The organism is Desulfatiglans parachlorophenolica, from assembly GCF_055394735.1.
This window is the reverse complement of the sequence record NZ_AP042460.1, coordinates 469,187-484,131: the sequence shown is the minus strand read 5'-3', so window position 1 is coordinate 484,131 and position 14,945 is coordinate 469,187. Positions and strand designations below refer to the sequence as shown.

18 protein-coding genes and 1 pseudogene are annotated in these 14,945 nt (G+C 60.3%); 12 read left to right on the top strand and 7 right to left on the bottom strand.

The window, feature by feature from the left end:
- Positions 1 to 202: 202 nt before the first annotated feature.
- The 5 genes from cbiM to ACZ500_RS02270 are packed head-to-tail and all read left to right on the top strand — an operon-like array spanning position 203 to position 3,595.
- Positions 203 to 856, top strand: a complete 654-nt coding sequence (gene cbiM / locus ACZ500_RS02290; RefSeq protein WP_464232981.1) for a cobalt transporter CbiM — start codon at positions 203 to 205, stop codon at positions 854 to 856.
- Positions 853 to 1,614 (top strand): cobalt ECF transporter T component CbiQ, encoded by a 762-nt coding sequence (cbiQ, locus tag ACZ500_RS02285; protein WP_464230916.1) that lies wholly within the window; start codon positions 853 to 855, stop codon positions 1,612 to 1,614. Before cbiM ends, cbiQ begins: the two co-directional genes overlap by 4 nt.
- Complete coding sequence (locus tag ACZ500_RS02280) at positions 1,539 to 2,321, top strand: energy-coupling factor ABC transporter ATP-binding protein (protein ID WP_464230915.1); 783 nt, start codon at positions 1,539 to 1,541, stop codon at positions 2,319 to 2,321. The genes cbiQ and ACZ500_RS02280 overlap by 76 nt, the downstream gene beginning before the upstream one ends.
- Complete coding sequence (gene nfi / locus ACZ500_RS02275) at positions 2,281 to 3,078, top strand: deoxyribonuclease V (RefSeq protein ID WP_464230914.1); 798 nt, start codon at positions 2,281 to 2,283, stop codon at positions 3,076 to 3,078. The genes ACZ500_RS02280 and nfi overlap by 41 nt, the downstream gene beginning before the upstream one ends.
- The gene (locus ACZ500_RS02270) at positions 3,065 to 3,595 is read left to right on the top strand and encodes a hypothetical protein (RefSeq protein ID WP_464230913.1); all 531 of its coding nucleotides are present in this window, start codon (positions 3,065 to 3,067) and stop codon (positions 3,593 to 3,595) included. The genes nfi and ACZ500_RS02270 overlap by 14 nt, the downstream gene beginning before the upstream one ends.
- 216 nt (positions 3,596 to 3,811) lie before the next feature.
- On the opposite strand, the gene ACZ500_RS02265 is transcribed toward ACZ500_RS02270, so the two are convergent.
- The gene (locus ACZ500_RS02265; RefSeq protein WP_464230912.1) at positions 3,812 to 4,354 is read right to left on the bottom strand and encodes a Slp family lipoprotein; all 543 of its coding nucleotides are present in this window, start codon (positions 4,352 to 4,354) and stop codon (positions 3,812 to 3,814) included.
- Between the two features lie 245 nt (positions 4,355 to 4,599).
- Between ACZ500_RS02265 and ACZ500_RS02260 the strand changes: the two genes are divergently transcribed.
- Positions 4,600 to 5,550, top strand: a complete 951-nt coding sequence (locus ACZ500_RS02260) for a DUF3108 domain-containing protein (RefSeq protein WP_464230911.1) — start codon at positions 4,600 to 4,602, stop codon at positions 5,548 to 5,550.
- On the opposite strand, the gene ACZ500_RS02255 is transcribed toward ACZ500_RS02260, so the two are convergent.
- Genes ACZ500_RS02255 through yhbY form a run of 6 tightly spaced genes read right to left on the bottom strand, consistent with a single transcriptional unit; the run spans position 5,498 to position 7,940 of the window.
- A complete protein-coding gene (locus tag ACZ500_RS02255; protein WP_464230910.1) occupies positions 5,498 to 5,824 on the bottom strand; it encodes a hypothetical protein in 327 nt (108 codons plus the stop codon). The two genes, ACZ500_RS02260 and ACZ500_RS02255, sit on opposite strands and share 53 nt — an antisense overlap.
- Positions 5,821 to 6,222 carry a hypothetical protein gene (locus ACZ500_RS02250; RefSeq protein WP_464230909.1) on the bottom strand — a complete coding sequence of 134 codons (402 nt, stop codon included), beginning with the start codon at positions 6,220 to 6,222 and terminating at the stop codon, positions 5,821 to 5,823. The genes ACZ500_RS02255 and ACZ500_RS02250 overlap by 4 nt, the downstream gene beginning before the upstream one ends.
- Positions 6,223 to 6,239: 17 nt before the next feature.
- Positions 6,240 to 6,404: a hypothetical protein gene (locus ACZ500_RS02245; RefSeq protein ID WP_464230908.1), complete on the bottom strand. Its 165-nt coding sequence runs from the start codon at positions 6,402 to 6,404 to the stop codon at positions 6,240 to 6,242.
- Positions 6,405 to 6,421: 17 nt separating this feature from the next.
- Positions 6,422 to 7,102: a radical SAM protein gene (locus ACZ500_RS02240; protein ID WP_464230907.1), complete on the bottom strand. Its 681-nt coding sequence runs from the start codon at positions 7,100 to 7,102 to the stop codon at positions 6,422 to 6,424.
- Positions 7,077 to 7,595, bottom strand: coding sequence for a J domain-containing protein (locus ACZ500_RS02235; protein WP_464230906.1), 519 nt, complete (start codon positions 7,593 to 7,595; stop codon positions 7,077 to 7,079). Before ACZ500_RS02235 ends, ACZ500_RS02240 begins: the two co-directional genes overlap by 26 nt.
- Positions 7,596 to 7,604: 9 nt before the next feature.
- Positions 7,605 to 7,940 (bottom strand): ribosome assembly RNA-binding protein YhbY, encoded by a 336-nt coding sequence (gene yhbY, locus ACZ500_RS02230; RefSeq protein WP_464230905.1) that lies wholly within the window; start codon positions 7,938 to 7,940, stop codon positions 7,605 to 7,607.
- A gap of 357 nt (positions 7,941 to 8,297) precedes the next feature.
- Here yhbY and ACZ500_RS02225 point away from each other — a divergent pair, with 357 nt between their 5' ends.
- From ACZ500_RS02225 to ACZ500_RS02200, 6 genes and pseudogenes are all read left to right on the top strand, one after another.
- Complete coding sequence (locus ACZ500_RS02225; protein WP_464230904.1) at positions 8,298 to 8,531, top strand: hypothetical protein; 234 nt, start codon at positions 8,298 to 8,300, stop codon at positions 8,529 to 8,531.
- Positions 8,532 to 8,764: 233 nt separating this feature from the next.
- Complete coding sequence (locus ACZ500_RS02220) at positions 8,765 to 9,904, top strand: acyl-CoA dehydrogenase family protein (protein ID WP_464230903.1); 1,140 nt, start codon at positions 8,765 to 8,767, stop codon at positions 9,902 to 9,904.
- Positions 9,905 to 10,320: 416 nt separating this feature from the next.
- Positions 10,321 to 10,665: pseudogene (gene speD / locus ACZ500_RS02215) on the top strand (S-adenosylmethionine decarboxylase); the annotation flags it as partial.
- A 712-nt stretch (positions 10,666 to 11,377) separates the two neighbouring features.
- Positions 11,378 to 12,754 (top strand): TrpB-like pyridoxal phosphate-dependent enzyme, encoded by a 1,377-nt coding sequence (locus tag ACZ500_RS02210; protein ID WP_464230902.1) that lies wholly within the window; start codon positions 11,378 to 11,380, stop codon positions 12,752 to 12,754.
- Between the two features lie 55 nt (positions 12,755 to 12,809).
- Complete coding sequence (locus ACZ500_RS02205) at positions 12,810 to 13,088, top strand: hypothetical protein (protein ID WP_464230901.1); 279 nt, start codon at positions 12,810 to 12,812, stop codon at positions 13,086 to 13,088.
- A complete protein-coding gene (locus tag ACZ500_RS02200; protein ID WP_464230900.1) occupies positions 13,085 to 14,944 on the top strand; it encodes a thiamine pyrophosphate-dependent enzyme in 1,860 nt (619 codons plus the stop codon). Before ACZ500_RS02205 ends, ACZ500_RS02200 begins: the two co-directional genes overlap by 4 nt.
- Position 14,945 lies beyond the last annotated feature (1 nt).

The window sequence follows — 14,945 nt, the reverse complement described above, 5'->3', positions numbered from 1 at the left end:
AGAAAAGGATTGACATCCGGTTGCGACAACGCTAGAAGTGCTTGAGTGCGGGCAGGAAGTCCGCGGGCGCTGATTCAGGAAGTCTGAAGATCGAGCAGGTCACGAAGGCCTAAAACGTTTTCCTATGGCTTACGTGGCCTTTTTTGTGCGGCATACCGACCGGAACGCTTCCGGCCGCACCGCCTTCGTCGAGGATTCACACATGCACATCTCGGAAGGGGTTCTTTCGGCCCCGGTCCTCATTTCGGGCATAGTCCTGGCCGCGGCCGGCACCGGCATCGGTTTCAAGAAGATGGACTACAACAGCATTCCTCAGACCGGCATGCTCGCCGCGGCCTTTTTCGTCGGCTCGTTGATTCATGTCCCCGTGGGGCCGTCGAGCGTCCATCTGGTCCTGAACGGGATCGTCGGGCTGCTACTCGGCTGGGCGGCCTTCCCTGCCATCCTGGTGGCCCTGATCTTGCAGGCCCTGTTTTTTCAATTCGGCGGCATCACGACCCTGGGCGTCAATACCGTCATCATGGCCTTTCCGGCGGTGATCTGCTACCTCCTCTTTGCGCCTCTCATCCACCGCAAACCGGCCGTGAGCCTCACAGCGTCTTTTGCATGCGGATTTCTCGCCGTCTTCCTGAGCGCCGTTCTCGTGGGTCTGGCCCTGATCTCCACGCGGGAGGACTTCTTCAAGGTCTCTTCCCTCATCGTGGCTGCCAACCTGCCTGTGATGGTGATCGAAGGGATCCTGACCCTCTTCTGCGTGATCTTTCTGAAGAAGGTACAGCCAGCTATGCTGCCCAAGGACCCGTCCCTCCAGCCCAAGGCGTCTGCGAACCATCCCGCCGGGTCCTCGCAACGGTGATCCAGGAGCCGTTTGCCATAGGCGATTCGCCGCTTCACCGGACAGACCCGAGGCTCAAGATCGTCCTCGCAACGGCCTATTCTTTTCTCGTGGCGGTACTCCAAAGCTTCCCGGCACTCCTGACCGCCCTCGCCCTTTCGATCGGTCTGACCGCCCTCGCCCGGCTCGACAGCCGGACGCTCCTGCGGCGGATAGGGCTTGCCAACGGGTTGATCCTGTTCCTCTGGGCCCTTCTGCCCTTCACTTTTCCCGGCACACCGCTCACAACGATCGGCCCGTTCGATCTGACCCTCGAAGGGGTGCGTTTTTGCGCCCAGATCACCCTGAAATCCAACGCCATCATCCTGGCCCTGATCGCCCTCGTCGCCACCAGCCCGATCGCCACCCTGGGTTATGCCTTGCATCGCCTCCATGTTCCTGCCAAAATGGTCCTGCTGCTGCTCCTCACCTATCGCTATCTCTTCGTGCTGGAGCAGGAATACGAGCGTCTGGCGCGTGCGATGCGCATGCGCGGATTCCGCCCGCAGACCAACCTGCATACCTACCGGACCTATGCCTACCTGGTAGGAATGCTCTTCGTGAGGGCCAGCGCCCGCGCGGAACGGGTGCATCAGGCGATGCTCTGCCGGGGGTTCAGCGGACGCTTCAGGACGCTCAAGACCTTCACCCTCGCCAGACGGGAATGGATCTGGCCGTTTGCGGCGGGATGCGCGATGAGCGGATTGATTTTACTGGAGTGGGCAACGCGATGGAACTGATCCGGCTCGATGACATCAGCTTCGCCTATCCGGGGCGCGTAACGGTCCTGGATCACGCTGACCTGACCCTTCGAGAGGGGGAGCGGATCGGCCTCATGGGTCCCAACGGCGCGGGAAAGACGACCCTTTTCCACCTGATCATGGGTCTGTTGAAGCCCGATTCGGGCAGGATCGAAATCTTCGGGCAGGAAGTCCGCGAAGAAAAGGACTTCGAGTCCGTGCGGCGGCAGATCGGCTTCCTGTTCCAGGATGCGGACGATCAACTGTTCCACCCCACGGTCCTGGAAGATGTCGCCTTCGGGCCGCTGAACCTGGGGAAAAGCCGTGATGAGGCACAGGCGATCGCCCTGAAAACCCTCGAGAATCTCGGGCTCGAACACTTCGAAGACCGGATCACGCACCGCCTCTCCGGAGGCGAAAAAAAGCTCGTGGCCCTTGCCACCGTAATGGCCATGGAGCCCAAGGTTCTTCTTTTGGATGAACCGACCGCCGGCCTGGACGAACGGACCAAGGAAAGACTCACGCAACTGCTGAAAGGATTGGACCTCACCTACATCATCATCTCACACGAACTCGATTTTCTGATGGAAACGACCACTGCCGTCTACGCGATGATCGACGGCCGCATCCAGTGGGATGAAGAGGTCAAGTTGCATCCCCACATCCATGGACATCGACACGGGGCTTATCCCCATGCGCATGAGTAGCGCCCCCCCTGACGGCGTCATTCCCTCCGTCTCCCCTCTCAGAACTCGAAAGAAGGGCGACGGAGGAGCGTCCTGCAGCGCCGGGGCGATCCACCACCGCTGGGACGTCAACATCCCCGAGGCCCGGGCGATCCAGGAGTCCCTCGCGCACCTCGTAATCATGCAAGATTGCCTCGGTGAGGTGCGCTTCGTAGCGGGAATGGATGTGGGCATCGACATCAGGCGCTCCACCGCACGGGCATCCGCCGTGGTGTTGACCTTTCCGGCTCTGCAGCTTTACGATTGGGCCGTTGCGGAACGGCCCGTCACCTTCCCATACATCCCCGGGCTGCTGAGCTTCCGCGAGATCCCCGTGATGCTCGAGGCCCTCGAAAAACTCAAACAGGCCCCGGACCTGGTGATCTGCGACGGCCAGGGACTGGCCCATCCGCGCCGGCTCGGAATCGCCTGCCACTTCGGCATCCTGACTGGGATCCCAACCATCGGGGCCGCCAAGAGCCGGCTGATCGGGACGCACCGCCCCTTGGGTCCCCGAAAAGGGCAGTACGCCTTTCTCAAAGACGGCCCGAACTGCATCGGCCTCGTCCTGCGCACCCGCACGGGGGTGAAACCCATCTTTGTCTCCATAGGCCACCGCGTGGGCTTGATGACCGCCTGTCGATTCGTGCTGGCCTGTACCACGCGTTACAGGCTGCCCGAGACCACCCGCTTTGCTCACCGACTCGCATCGTCAGGAGCGCTCCATGGCTTTCGATAGAACCCCCGAGACCCTGGACGCGGCGGTTGCTGCGTCCATCGATCAGACCGATGCCCTGTACGATCGGTATGCGGAGACCCTGACCCACGAAAAGACGCTCACCGACCTGCTCGACGCTTACAGCGAGGCGATCTGCCGAACGCAGGAACGGATGCGCACCCTCGGCGTCGTGGCCGCCTGCGCCCGCTGCGACACTCAGCCAACCGGCAGCTGCTGTTTCAAAGGCGTCGAGGGATGGTATGAACCGGTGATCCTGCTGATCAACAAGCTCATGGGCGTCACCGTCCCGCGCCGGCCCCAAGCACCCGGACAATGCCTCTTTCTGGGCGAGCGAGGCTGCCGGCTCAAGGCCCGTCATTCTTTCTGCGTGAATTTTCTTTGCCCGACCCTGCGGGAGGAGTTGGGCCCATCCGGGACGGCAGACCTCCTCGCCGTCGCCGGGCGCGAACTGCTCTTGGGGCTCGAGGCCGAGACCTTCCTGCGGCGATGGCTCCGCATGCGCAGTGAAAAAGGATGACTCCGGCAGGTGCATAGGAATCCCCGAATGGGATGGGGCAAACTGCGCGAAGGCAGGAAAAGCTCTGCAGGGATCATGCGCCGCCTCACCGTTGGATGAGGCCGGGGCACACCTGAAGAAAGAGCGTCCGGATGGGGAGGCCGACCTTCAAAAGGCTGGATTTACTGCTGAAATTTCGGGTTTTGTGGAAAAGGTGTCACCTTCACATGGTTTTCTTCAATACCACGGCCCCCAATAAGGATACCGCCACCAGGGGGGGTAGCCCCACCAGCCGCCCGGAGGATACGGATAGAGTGGATCCTCTGTTACGACCGGCCAAAGATGGATCTCCTGCGCCCGCAGAAGGGGATAACTGTAAGTGATCTCCCCTAGCGGCCGCTCCCTCCGGCCGATGACGGGGCCTGCCACCGTCACGTCGCGGCCTTCGGCGTAGATGGCCGGGTCAAGATAGCCGTCATGCAGCGCGAGAAACCGGCCATAGGTCGTATCCCCCCCGGATGGGCGTTTTTCGAAATCGAGCGGCTTCTGCACGATCTCGAGCAGGGTGCCCGTTGCCTGATTCTTTGTTGAAACGATCATCCCCCCCAACAGGACTATCTTCCCCTCATACCGCTCGGGTTCAGCACGCAGATCCTCGAACCGTACGGTCTGATCGGCCTGCCGAAGCAAATCCCGTGAAATGACCGAGGCACAGCCCCACCCTCCCAGCGCGATGCAGACCACCGTCACTGCCGTCAGAAACCCTCTACCCTTTTGCATCGTGGACTCCTCGAAGGACCCGGAATTCCAATGAAGAAAAAAATCCCATTCCAGACGAAAACTCATTATGATGGTAATATCCTGGCTTCGGGTGTGTCAACAGGCGAAAACCCTCAGGAAAAGAAGCGCCGGAATTGCCCCTGTCGGCCACAGGGAAAGGCGATCCTCGAGGCCGTGGCCGGCCTGCTCAGAGGTCGCTCCGTCGCGCTCCCCTTTCACTCTAAAGAGGAAGGCTCCGTGCCGACATGAAAGAATTCGAGCATCCTATCGACACCGATCTCCACATCTCCGCTCAAAAAGCCCTTTCTCCCGGTTTCCACAAGGCTCGAACCCACCGTTCCGAAACGGGGAAAAACCCTGCGCTGAACGGGATCCAATCTTCTTTGAAGCGGGTGTCGATCTTCATGAAGGGGGTCAGTCTGCTGACGCTCCTTGTGCTTGTGCAAACGGCGGCGGCATCGCCGCCGGCTGAACCCGCAGGACAAGCACTTCCTTTCCAGGCCGGTGAAAAACTGGTCTTCCAGGCCCGGTGGGAATTCATACCGGCCGGGGAGGCAGTCCTGGAAGTCCTGCCCTCTGAAGCCATCGGGGAAACCCCCGCGCTGCATTTTGCCGCCACCGCCTGGAGTTACCCCGTTATCGATCTCTTTTACAAGGTACGAAACCGTATCGACGCCTACACCGGCCCAGGCGTCTCGCGCACCCTCTTGTACACCGAGAGATCCGAAGGCCGACGCCCCAAGGATGTCACAGTCACCTTCGACTGGGGACGCCAAACAGCCCAATACACCAACAGGGACGAGAAGCGGGATCCACTGCCCATCCAGCCGGACTCCCTCGACCCGCTTTCGATCTTCTACGCCTTTCGCCTCGAGGACCTCCGAGTGGGCGCGGTTCTGTCGGGGCCGGTGACCGACGGGAAAAAATGCATTAAAGGGACGGCTACGGTCATCCGCCGTGAAAGGCTTCAGTGCGCCATGGGCGAGATCGACACCTTTCTGGTCGAACCCTCGCTCGAACATGTGGGCGGGGTCTTTGAAAAGGCCAAGGACGCCAAGATCCAAATCTGGGTCTCGGCGGACCGATACAAAATCCCGGTGCGTCTGAAAAGCAAGGTGATCATCGGAAGCTTCATTGCGGAACTCATCGACGTCTCCGGCACCGACTGGCCCTACCGGCCCAAGGCCCAGGACTGAGAACGCTCCGGGATCGATCGAAGCGCCCCCCGAAATCTGCGCTCGCCCGGGCGCGTTGAACGGAAAGGATCAGACCGTCCGGGGCCTCTCCCGAGCGGACCCGGACATTGAAGACCTCTATCTCGAGGGGCAAGACCCCGTACCGCAGCCCCCCCATTTCCACATGGGCCCCGCTGATGCTGGAAAGAACGCTTTCCAGGAGCCGCTTGACGGCATCAGGACTGCGATAGAGAAAGACCGCCCCCGCCAGCGAGACCGCCACGAGCACAATCACGGTCCATACGGCGATCCAGCAAATTTTTCTTCCAGTGCGCATGGGCTTGCCTCGGAATCACCCTCGTTCCGGCCCATCCTCATAAAGGCGCCAAGATGTCTCCCGATTTGCGACCCGCGATTACCGCCTGTTTCCGGCACCCGTCCCGAAACGACACCGGGGCACCCGGTTTTCTCCCCAGCCAACCTCCATCCGGAAATGATTTCCCGGTGCAATCCGGTTTCCAATCCGGAAATAAAAATATTTTTTTCGCACGCTTCGGGTGCTCGGTCCCACCGCTTCGCGGCGGGTCCCGGTTTACCTATATCAGGGGAACCAAGCGTTTGGGCGGAGGCGACCTGCAGGTCGCCGCACAAGCAAACGTGCAGATTGACGCTGAGATCGGCAAAAAGGACCATTGCCGGATGGAAACCAACTAGTGTCCATCCGGAAAAGAGCATCCAGCTCGGCAAAGTTTCCAATCCGGAAATGAGGATTTTTGGCCAATATCAAGGAAATCAAGCGTTTGAGCGGAGGCGACCTGCTGGTCGCCACACAAGCAAACGTGCAGATTGACGCTGAGATGGGGAAAAAAGACCATTTCCGGATGGGAACCAGCTAAACACCCCGACGTTCCCCACCCCAGAGGATCTTGTGCAGCTGCAGATGGAGCCGCGCCTCCGGCCGGTCATCAAGCATCCACTCGGCCAATCGAGCAGGCTCCAGCACACCGAAGACCGGTGAGAAGTGAACAGTCCGGCAAGGGCTCGACTCCAGGATACGCGGCAGCATGCCGAGGGCATAATCATAGTCCCTACGGTCCACCATCACGAACTTGACCTCATCCCTGGCCCTCAACCGATGAAGATTTCCGAAATCCATCCGCGATGCCTCACCGCTGGAAGGACATTTGATATCCATAACCCGGACACACGCCTCCGGAAGGACGTCGATATCGAGGCTGCCGTTGGTTTCGACGAGAACTTGGCGCCCCCGATCCAGGAGCGCTGCCGCCAGGGCCGGAGTGCCCGGCTGAAGAAGCGGCTCCCCTCCGGTGATCTCGACCAACCGGACCCCATAGCTCAGCAAGACCCCCAGTATCCCGTCTGCCGTCATCGGCCGGCCTTCTTCATAGGCATAGCGCGTGTCGCAATACGAACACCGAAGGTTGCACCCGCTTAACCTCACGAAGGCACACGGCAACCCGGCCCAGGTAGACTCGCCTTGGATGCTGTAAAATATCTCGTTGACCAGCAACTCGCTCACCATCCGCCTATCTGCCGCGGCCGCGTCCCGCATGCCGCCCCCCGCCTCCCCCGCGGCGGCATCCCCGTCCAGGCGACATGCCCCTTGCGGAGCCTCCGGCGGCTCTTCCACTTGCCGGCCTACTGCCTGCCCCGGACTCACCGCCGCTCTCGAGCCAGCTCCGGATAGCCTGCGAGAGACGTGAGCACGCGGACAAAATCAGACCGGTGCCCGTTTCCACCAACTGCTCCAACTGGGTCCCCGTCTCTGTCTGGTTGGGCCCCCTCTCAGGTTCGCTCCGTGTCTCCGCCTGGGGACGATCCTCCCTCCGGCCGGCTCGCTGAGTGCTTTTCCAGGAATCTGACAGGGTCTCATAGGCCACGTTGATCTCTTTGATCCTCGCGGCGGCCTTCTCGATCAGTCTTTCATTGCCGGCAAAACGGTCCGGATGCCAGACAGCGGCAAGATCCCTGTAGGCCTTCCGAATCTCGTCCTGATCCGCGCCCGGACCAACCTCCAGGACTTCATAGCAGTGCTTCAGGTCCATCGATCGCCCCTATCCTTTCTCCTGTCGATCCACCCGGGCCGCCGGAAGCGCGATGCGTCGTTTCTCAGGCTGCTTCTGTTGTCGGTAGAGAATCACCGTATGCCCGATGGCACCCACGTGCACGCAATCCACCTGCTGCACGATCTCGAGGGTCATCGCGTGCTTCAGGTCCTTTTCCTTGAGATCGATAAATTTCACCTTGATCAATTCCTGGGCCTCCAGGGCCTGGTCGATCGATTGGGCGACGCCATCCGTAAGGCCCTTCTGCCCGATCAGAACGACCGGCTTCAGGCGGTGCGCCAATCCACGCAGGTACTTGCGCTGCGAACTGTCGAGTCGATGCATCGAATTCCTGAACTCCCATCCATAATACTGGACGGCTTCGAGCGTCCCAAAACCCTCCCGCCAAGGGCGGCACCGCACGGAGGAAACCGGTGAAGAAACCGAGACCCATTGCGCAGGGACGGGGCTAAGCGGCGAAGCCTGTCGAAAAAATACCGTCTTTGAGTCAAATCTAACCTATCACAGTTGCCAGTCCAAAAACAGGATAATCCCACACGCCTTTCTCGCGCCTCAACCACAAAAGACGTGGCAAAACACCCCTCGCATTTCAACTCCCCGTGCGATAAACCGGACCGTGCCAGGGTTGTCCGCACAGGAACATCCCCTCAGATCAGAAACCGAAATGGTTTCCATCCGAGAATGGTCATTTTTGCCAATCTCGGCGTCAATCTGCACGTTTGCTTGTGCGGCGACCACCAGGTCGCCTCCGCACAAACGCTTGATTTCCTGGACATTGGCAAACCGGGACCCGCAGCGAGGCGGTGGGACTGCAAAACGAAGCCGCTGAAGAAAAAATCATTCCCTGATGGGATCATCATTTTCTGCATCACCACTCCACATTCTACGCTTGTCAAAACGAGCGGTTCGCCATAGATTGGGCCCTGATCGGCAGACGGCGCCCAGCTTGAATCCTGGAAGGGAGTCCTGCCGATGGTAAAGATCATCCATCCCACAACATTCAATATGAACCTCTTGAGCCGCTGGAGGTCGGGATCAGGAAACCGGAGATCCATGATGATCCCGAGCGGCCTTTTCCGATAGCTGCCGCCATCGAGCGGCTACCGGACCGGGCGGTCTGTTTGCCGCCCGCCTGAAAGGGAGGAATCATGGACTTTGATCTCACCAGAGAACAGAAAGATATCGCCCGAGCCGCGAAGGAATTCGCCGAGGGGGAATTCCCCGAGCTTGCGCGGGAATGCGACCGGGAAGAGCGGCATCCCATGGAGTTGGTCCGCAAAGCAGCGGAGCTCGGTTTTATCGGCGTCAATCTGCCTGAGGCCTATGGGGGCAGCGGATACGGTTATCTCGAAAAATGCCTGGTCTGCGAAGCCTTCTGGCGCGTCGATCCAGGGCTGGGTTCCGTCCTCGTTTCAGCCACCTTCGGGGCCGACATGATCCTGCTTTTCGGAACCGAAGTTCAGAAGAAGGCCTGGCTCGAGCCGCTGACCTGCGGCGAGGCGGTGATGGGCTCGGCCATCACCGAACCCGACGCCGGAAGCGACGTCGTCTCCACCCGGACCGAGGCGCGGGCCGAGGAGGACGCATACATCGTCAACGGCTCCAAGATGTTCATCACAAACGGCACGGTCGGGAGCTATTTCGTCGTCCTATGCTTGACCGATCCCGACAACCCTTCGAGGCACCGCCGGCACAGCGTCATCCTCGTCGAAAGAGAGCGACCGGGCTTCGAAGCCAACAAACTCCGCCACAAACTGGGCATACGCGCCTCGGACACCGCCGAACTGGTGTTCAAGAACGTCCGCGTCCCCAGGGATCATCTGATCGGTGAACAAGGTCAGGGTTTCTATCAATTCATGAACTTTTTCAATCTCACCCGCATCCATGTCGGCGCCGAAGGGGTAGGCATCGCCCAAGGAGCTCTGGACCGCGCCATCCGGCACCTCAAAACCCGCCATCAATTCGGTCATCCCCTTGCGGTCTTCCAGGCGAACCAGTTCAAGGTCGCCGAAATGGCCACACGCATCCACGCCGCCCGCAACATGGTTTTCGAGGCCGCCTTCAGGGCGGACCAGGGGCAGCCAGACCACACCCTCACCGCCATGGCCAAGTGGTACGCCGGCGAAACCTGCACGTACGCAGCCCAGGAGGCCCTCCAGATCCACGGCGGATACGGGTATTTCGCGGAATACGACATCGAACGCTTCTATCGCGATGCCAAAATCATCGAGATCTACGAAGGGACCAAGGAGATCGAGAAGATCATCATCGCCCGTTCCATGCTCTGAGACGCCCGTTCCCGGAGTCCCCGGCGCCTTTTCGGTTTTCGCCGGCGCGAGGATGTGCTGACCCCTTTTGGAGCCCAAGGAGAAATCCCCACCTGGCCCCATCCGATTTTTCGCTTGATCATAACGAAATTGATTGACAGGCCAAATGGACTAACATATCATCGCTTGTTTTTATCGATATGACCAGCGCTACCGGCCTGCCGTCCAACGGCTCCGGGAGAACCATCAAGAGGCCCCTTCCCATCGATGGGGCCCTTGAGCGGTAGAGGAGGCAGACACACTGCCCCCCTCACCCTCCGCTCCCACAGCCGCAAGGCACAGCGCCAGGTTCTATAACAAGGCCGGATATCGTCATATCTGAAAGGAGGGACTAAACCATGATTCAGCACAATCTTGCCCACGCAACCAAGGAGCCCTGGGGTCTATTGACGAGCCTGGACATCTATGACTGCAACCCCGATACCATAAGGGACGCCGAAGCGATCAAACGCTTTGTGGTGGAATTGTGTGATCTGATCGAAATGCGGCGATTTGGAGAGTGCCAGGTCGTACACTTCGGCGAGGATGAACGTGTCGCCGGATACTCCATGCTGCAACTCATTGAAACGTCACTGATTTCGGGCCATTTTGCCAATCTGACGAATGCCGTCTACCTGGACATCTTCAGCTGCAAAACGTATGACCCCGATAAAGTGACGGAATTTTCGAAACGCTTCTTCGGCGGAAAGTCCATCAACGCGCACATCACCGAGCGCATGTAGACAGCCACCCCAGCAGACCTTTATCGAAGGGGAACGCCCCCGAAGGCGCTCCCCTTCGCCTTTTATGACCCTGGCCTCATGTATGTCGATTTCCTTTTCTGACGTTGGCCCAAACCGGAAATGCGGTTTTTTTCTTCACACGCTTCGCGGCGGGTCCCGGTTTGCCAATATAGGAACTTATGCGTTTGCGCGGAGGCGACCTGGTGGTCGCCATACACGTAAACGTGCAGATTGACGCCGAGATTGGCAAAAAAGACCCTTTCCGGATAGAAACGAAATAGGGATCTGCGTCCTTCTGTCCCCTCTTGCTTTATCCCTGAAGGACAAAAGACCGATTTCCACGCCGGCTTCGATTCGGTGGAGAAACGACCGCGCAAATACTGTTTGACTTCAGGGCACAGAAACAATAAGGTTTCCGAAGCCTATTTTTCATATGCAAACCACGTACACTGCCAAATTACCGGGTCGCTCATTCCAGCATCGATGTCCATTTTTCTGCTTACGGACAAGATCCCGTCACGGGGTTGTCGCAACCCTGATCGGTTTCTGACCGTTTTCTACGGCGCGAGCCCCGCATTGAACCTGTCACAGCCTGCGGTGGTTGAAACCGCTAAATCGAATGTACACGCGGGAGAACGGATTTTCGGGCACCGGACAACGAATGTGGTATCCGGGACCTCAACTCACCCCCCAAGTCAGGAAAGGAGGCATTATGCAGACAAGGAAAATCGTATTGCCGGAATCGGAGTTGCCAAGGCAATGGTACAACGTGATGCCCGACATGCCCACCCCGATGGAACCCCCTCTACACCCGGGCACCGGTCAGCCCGTGGGGCCGGAGGACCTCCTGCCGATCTTTCCCATGCCGTTGATCGAACAGGAAGTCAGTCAGGATTCATACATCGATATCCCCGACGAAGTCCTGGAAAAATACCTTATCTGGCGTCCCACCCCGCTTTATCGGGCCTACACCCTCGAAAAATTCCTCCAAACGCCGGCAAGAATCTATTACAAGAATGAAGGCGTAAGCCCGGCCGGGAGCCACAAACCGAACACCGCCATCGCGCAGGTCTACTACAACAAGATCTCCGGGACAAAGCGCATCACGACCGAAACCGGGGCGGGGCAATGGGGAAGCGCCCTCTGCTTCTGCTGCTCACTCTTCGGCATCGAGGCCAAGGTCTATATGGTCAAGGTGAGCTTTCATCAGAAGCCCTATCGGCGGATCATGATGGAGACCTGGGGGGGCCAGTGCGTCGCGAGCCCGAGCACCGAAACGCAGGCCGGCCGCAGCATCCTCGCACAGAACCCGGAGTCGCCCGGGAGCCTCGGGATCGCCATCAGCGAAGCGGTGGAAGCCGCCGTCCTGGACAAGGACACCAAATACTCCCTGGGGAGCGTCCTGAACCACGTCATGATGCACCAGACGATCAACGGCCTGGAGTGCCAAAAGCAACTGGCCATGGTCGGCGATTACCCGGATGTGATCATCGGCTGCGCCGGGGGCGGAAGCAATTTCGCGGGGATCTGCCTCCCCTTCGTGAGGGACAAGATCAACGGCAAGGACATCGACATCATCGGCGTCGAACCAACCTCCTGCCCGACCATGACCCGCGGACCCTTCGCCTACGACTTCGGCGACACCGTCCAGATGACCCCGCTTCTTCCCATGCACACCCTCGGTCACAATTTCATCCCTGAGGGCATCCACGCAGGCGGCCTCCGCTACCACGGGATGGCGCCCATCATCAGCCAGCTCCTCATGAGCAACCTGATCCGGGCGGAGGCGGTGCCTCAGCTCGAGACCTTCAAGGCCGGAATCACCTTCGCCCGGACGGAAGGCTTCATCAGCGCACCCGAGACCAATCACGCCATAGCGATGGCCATCCGCGAGGCCCTCAAGGCCAAGGAAGAAGGCAAGGAAAAGGTCATCCTCTTCAACTGGAGCGGCCACGGGCTGGTGGACATGGCGGCCTACGAGGCCTATCTGTCCGGAAAGCTCGAAGATCACGCCCTGGCCGATGAGGAAATCCAGCGGGCGCTCAGGGATATCGCCTCCCTTCCCAAGCCGAAGCAGTATCGGGCTTAACGCATTGCATCCCCGCCCGGAGCCCCGTACAGGGCTTCGGGCTGGTTGGAATCCTATGGATAATCCGATCCTCCCCCCCGGTGACGATTTCGAGATCCGGTGCCCCCGTTTGGGCCATCAAATCAGCTTCGCATACTGCCGCCGAGAAAATCAAGGGCTGCCCTGCGCGAGGACCCTGATCTGCTGGCATACCTACTTTCCCGTCGAGGCCTTCCTGCGCGCGGAGCTTACGCAGGAGCAGTGGAATGACACCTTTGAGGCACCAGCCCGGCCGAAGCTGCTCTCCCTGGTCGAATTGATCGAAAAGGCCAAAGAAAGGAACCTGCAAAAGTGACGACGCGCTCTGAATTTCTGTTGGGAAACGGGGCCATTGCACTGGGTCTGCTGGAGGCGGGCTGCCAAGCCCTGACTTCCTACCCGGGCACCCCGAGTTCCGAAATCCTGCCCGAAATGATGCGGCTGATGCAATCCGAAGGGATCCACGCCTACACGGAGTGGTCCACAAACGAGAAGGTCGCGCTCGACACGGCCTTCGCCGCCGCCGTGGCCGGGAAGAGGGCGGCCTGCTGCATGAAGCAGGTCGGGCTCAACGTCGCCGCGGACTCGTTGATGAGTTCGGCCTACCTGGGTGTCACGGGCGCCTTGGTCATCATCTCCTGCGACGATCCGGGGCCGCACTCCTCGCAGACGGAGCAGGACACCCGCTTCATGGCGCGCCTGGCCAAGGTGCCGGTCTTCGATCCTTCCTCACCCGAGGAGGCCCGCCGGATGGTGAAAGCCGCGATGGACCTCTCGGCGGAATTCCGGCTTCCGGTCATCCTGCGACCCGCCATCCGGGTCTGCCATGCGCGGCAAAACATCGCATGGGACCCCATCGCATCCCCCTCCGGAAAGGCCGCCTTCGAGAAGAATCCCCTCCGCTGGGCCGCCACACCGAAATTCAGGCTCAAACTGCACGGCGAACTGAACCAAAAACTTCAAGTGATCCAGGGGCGCTTCGAGGCGCTCGCCCCGTTCAACGCCGGCGCCGCTCCTCCGGCTCCGGTCCCATTGGGCATCGTATCCGGGGGGGTTCCGAGCGCCGCCATTTCCGACCTCCTGGCAGAAGAGGGCCGCACCGATATCCCGATCCTCAAGCTCGGAGCGCCCTTTCCCTTTCCCTACGGCCTGGCCGATGCCTTCATGGAGCGGTGCAGCCGGGTTCTGGTTCTCGAGGAGACCGACACCTTCATCGAGTACCTCCTGGGTGACCGAAAAAAGGTCCTGGGCCGTCTCTCCGGACATGTCCCGGCCGAAGGCGAACTCGTTCCCGAGCGGATCGCCGCCGTCCTGGACCGGGTCCTGGCCGAGACCGGTCTTCCGCCGCTTTCCACCGGCCCCGACCTCGGGGTGCGGGCCCTGGTCGAGGGGCTCGGCCTCCCGATGCGCCGCCCCACGCTCTGCCCCGGATGCCCCCATCGGGCATCCTTCTTCGCCATTCGCAAGGCGCAGCCGAAGGCCATCTATACCTCGGACATCGGCTGTTACACCCTCGGGCTCAACCTCGGCGCCGTCGACACGTGCCTCGATATGGGCGCCGGCATCACCATGGCCGCAGGCTTCTATCACGCCTTCGCCGCCGACGGTCAGGCCCAGCCCGTCGTCGCCACCATCGGCGATTCGACCTTCTACCACTCCGGCACCGCCGGGTTGATCAACGCCGTCTACAACGACGCCCGCTTCATCCTGGTGGTCCTCGACAACGAAATCACCGCCATGACCGGGATGCAGCCCACCCCGGGGCTGGGCCTGCGCGCCGATGGAAGCCGGGGGAAGACCGTTTCGATCGAGAAGGTGGTGGAAGGCTGCGGGATCGAATTCATCCGGGTGGTGGACCCTTACGATCTGAGCGCAATGACCCGCACCGTCAAGGATGCAGCCCGCTACACCCTGGACCCCGACGGTGGGATCGCCGTGATCGTCGCGCGTCATCCCTGCGTCATCGCCTACCGGAAGGAGGCCATTCCTGAACCCAAGACGGTGACCGTTACAGATGACTGCGTAGAGTGCCGCCTCTGTCTCGAACGCTTCGAATGCCCGGCCCTTTACCACGATGACGCGGCGGGGAAAACGGCGGTCAACCAGGCGCTCTGCACGGGCTGCGGGGTCTGCATCCAGGTCTGCCCCAAGGGCGCCATCAAGGAGGTATAGC

What these genes read in the sequence shown, in the direction of transcription:
- cbiM (WP_464232981.1), top strand. Translation starts at nt 203, where the DNA reads ATGCACATCTCGGAAGGGGTTCTTTCGGCCCCGGTCCTCATTTCGGGC.
- ACZ500_RS02280 (WP_464230915.1), top strand. Translation starts at nt 1,539, where the DNA reads ATGGATCTGGCCGTTTGCGGCGGGATGCGCGATGAGCGGATTGATTTT.
- nfi (WP_464230914.1), top strand. Translation starts at nt 2,281, where the DNA reads ATGGACATCGACACGGGGCTTATCCCCATGCGCATGAGTAGCGCCCCC.
- ACZ500_RS02270 (WP_464230913.1), top strand. Translation starts at nt 3,065, where the DNA reads ATGGCTTTCGATAGAACCCCCGAGACCCTGGACGCGGCGGTTGCTGCG.
- ACZ500_RS02265 (WP_464230912.1), bottom strand. Translation starts at nt 4,354, where the DNA reads ATGCAAAAGGGTAGAGGGTTTCTGACGGCAGTGACGGTGGTCTGCATC.
- ACZ500_RS02260 (WP_464230911.1), top strand. Translation starts at nt 4,600, where the DNA reads ATGAAAGAATTCGAGCATCCTATCGACACCGATCTCCACATCTCCGCT.
- ACZ500_RS02250 (WP_464230909.1), bottom strand. Translation starts at nt 6,222, where the DNA reads ATGGTCCTTTTTGCCGATCTCAGCGTCAATCTGCACGTTTGCTTGTGC.
- ACZ500_RS02245 (WP_464230908.1), bottom strand. Translation starts at nt 6,404, where the DNA reads ATGGTCTTTTTTCCCCATCTCAGCGTCAATCTGCACGTTTGCTTGTGT.
- ACZ500_RS02240 (WP_464230907.1), bottom strand. Translation starts at nt 7,102, where the DNA reads ATGCGGGACGCGGCCGCGGCAGATAGGCGGATGGTGAGCGAGTTGCTG.
- ACZ500_RS02235 (WP_464230906.1), bottom strand. Translation starts at nt 7,595, where the DNA reads ATGGACCTGAAGCACTGCTATGAAGTCCTGGAGGTTGGTCCGGGCGCG.
- yhbY (WP_464230905.1), bottom strand. Translation starts at nt 7,940, where the DNA reads ATGCATCGACTCGACAGTTCGCAGCGCAAGTACCTGCGTGGATTGGCG.
- ACZ500_RS02225 (WP_464230904.1), top strand. Translation starts at nt 8,298, where the DNA reads ATGGTCATTTTTGCCAATCTCGGCGTCAATCTGCACGTTTGCTTGTGC.
- ACZ500_RS02220 (WP_464230903.1), top strand. Translation starts at nt 8,765, where the DNA reads ATGGACTTTGATCTCACCAGAGAACAGAAAGATATCGCCCGAGCCGCG.
- ACZ500_RS02210 (WP_464230902.1), top strand. Translation starts at nt 11,378, where the DNA reads ATGCAGACAAGGAAAATCGTATTGCCGGAATCGGAGTTGCCAAGGCAA.
- ACZ500_RS02205 (WP_464230901.1), top strand. Translation starts at nt 12,810, where the DNA reads ATGGATAATCCGATCCTCCCCCCCGGTGACGATTTCGAGATCCGGTGC.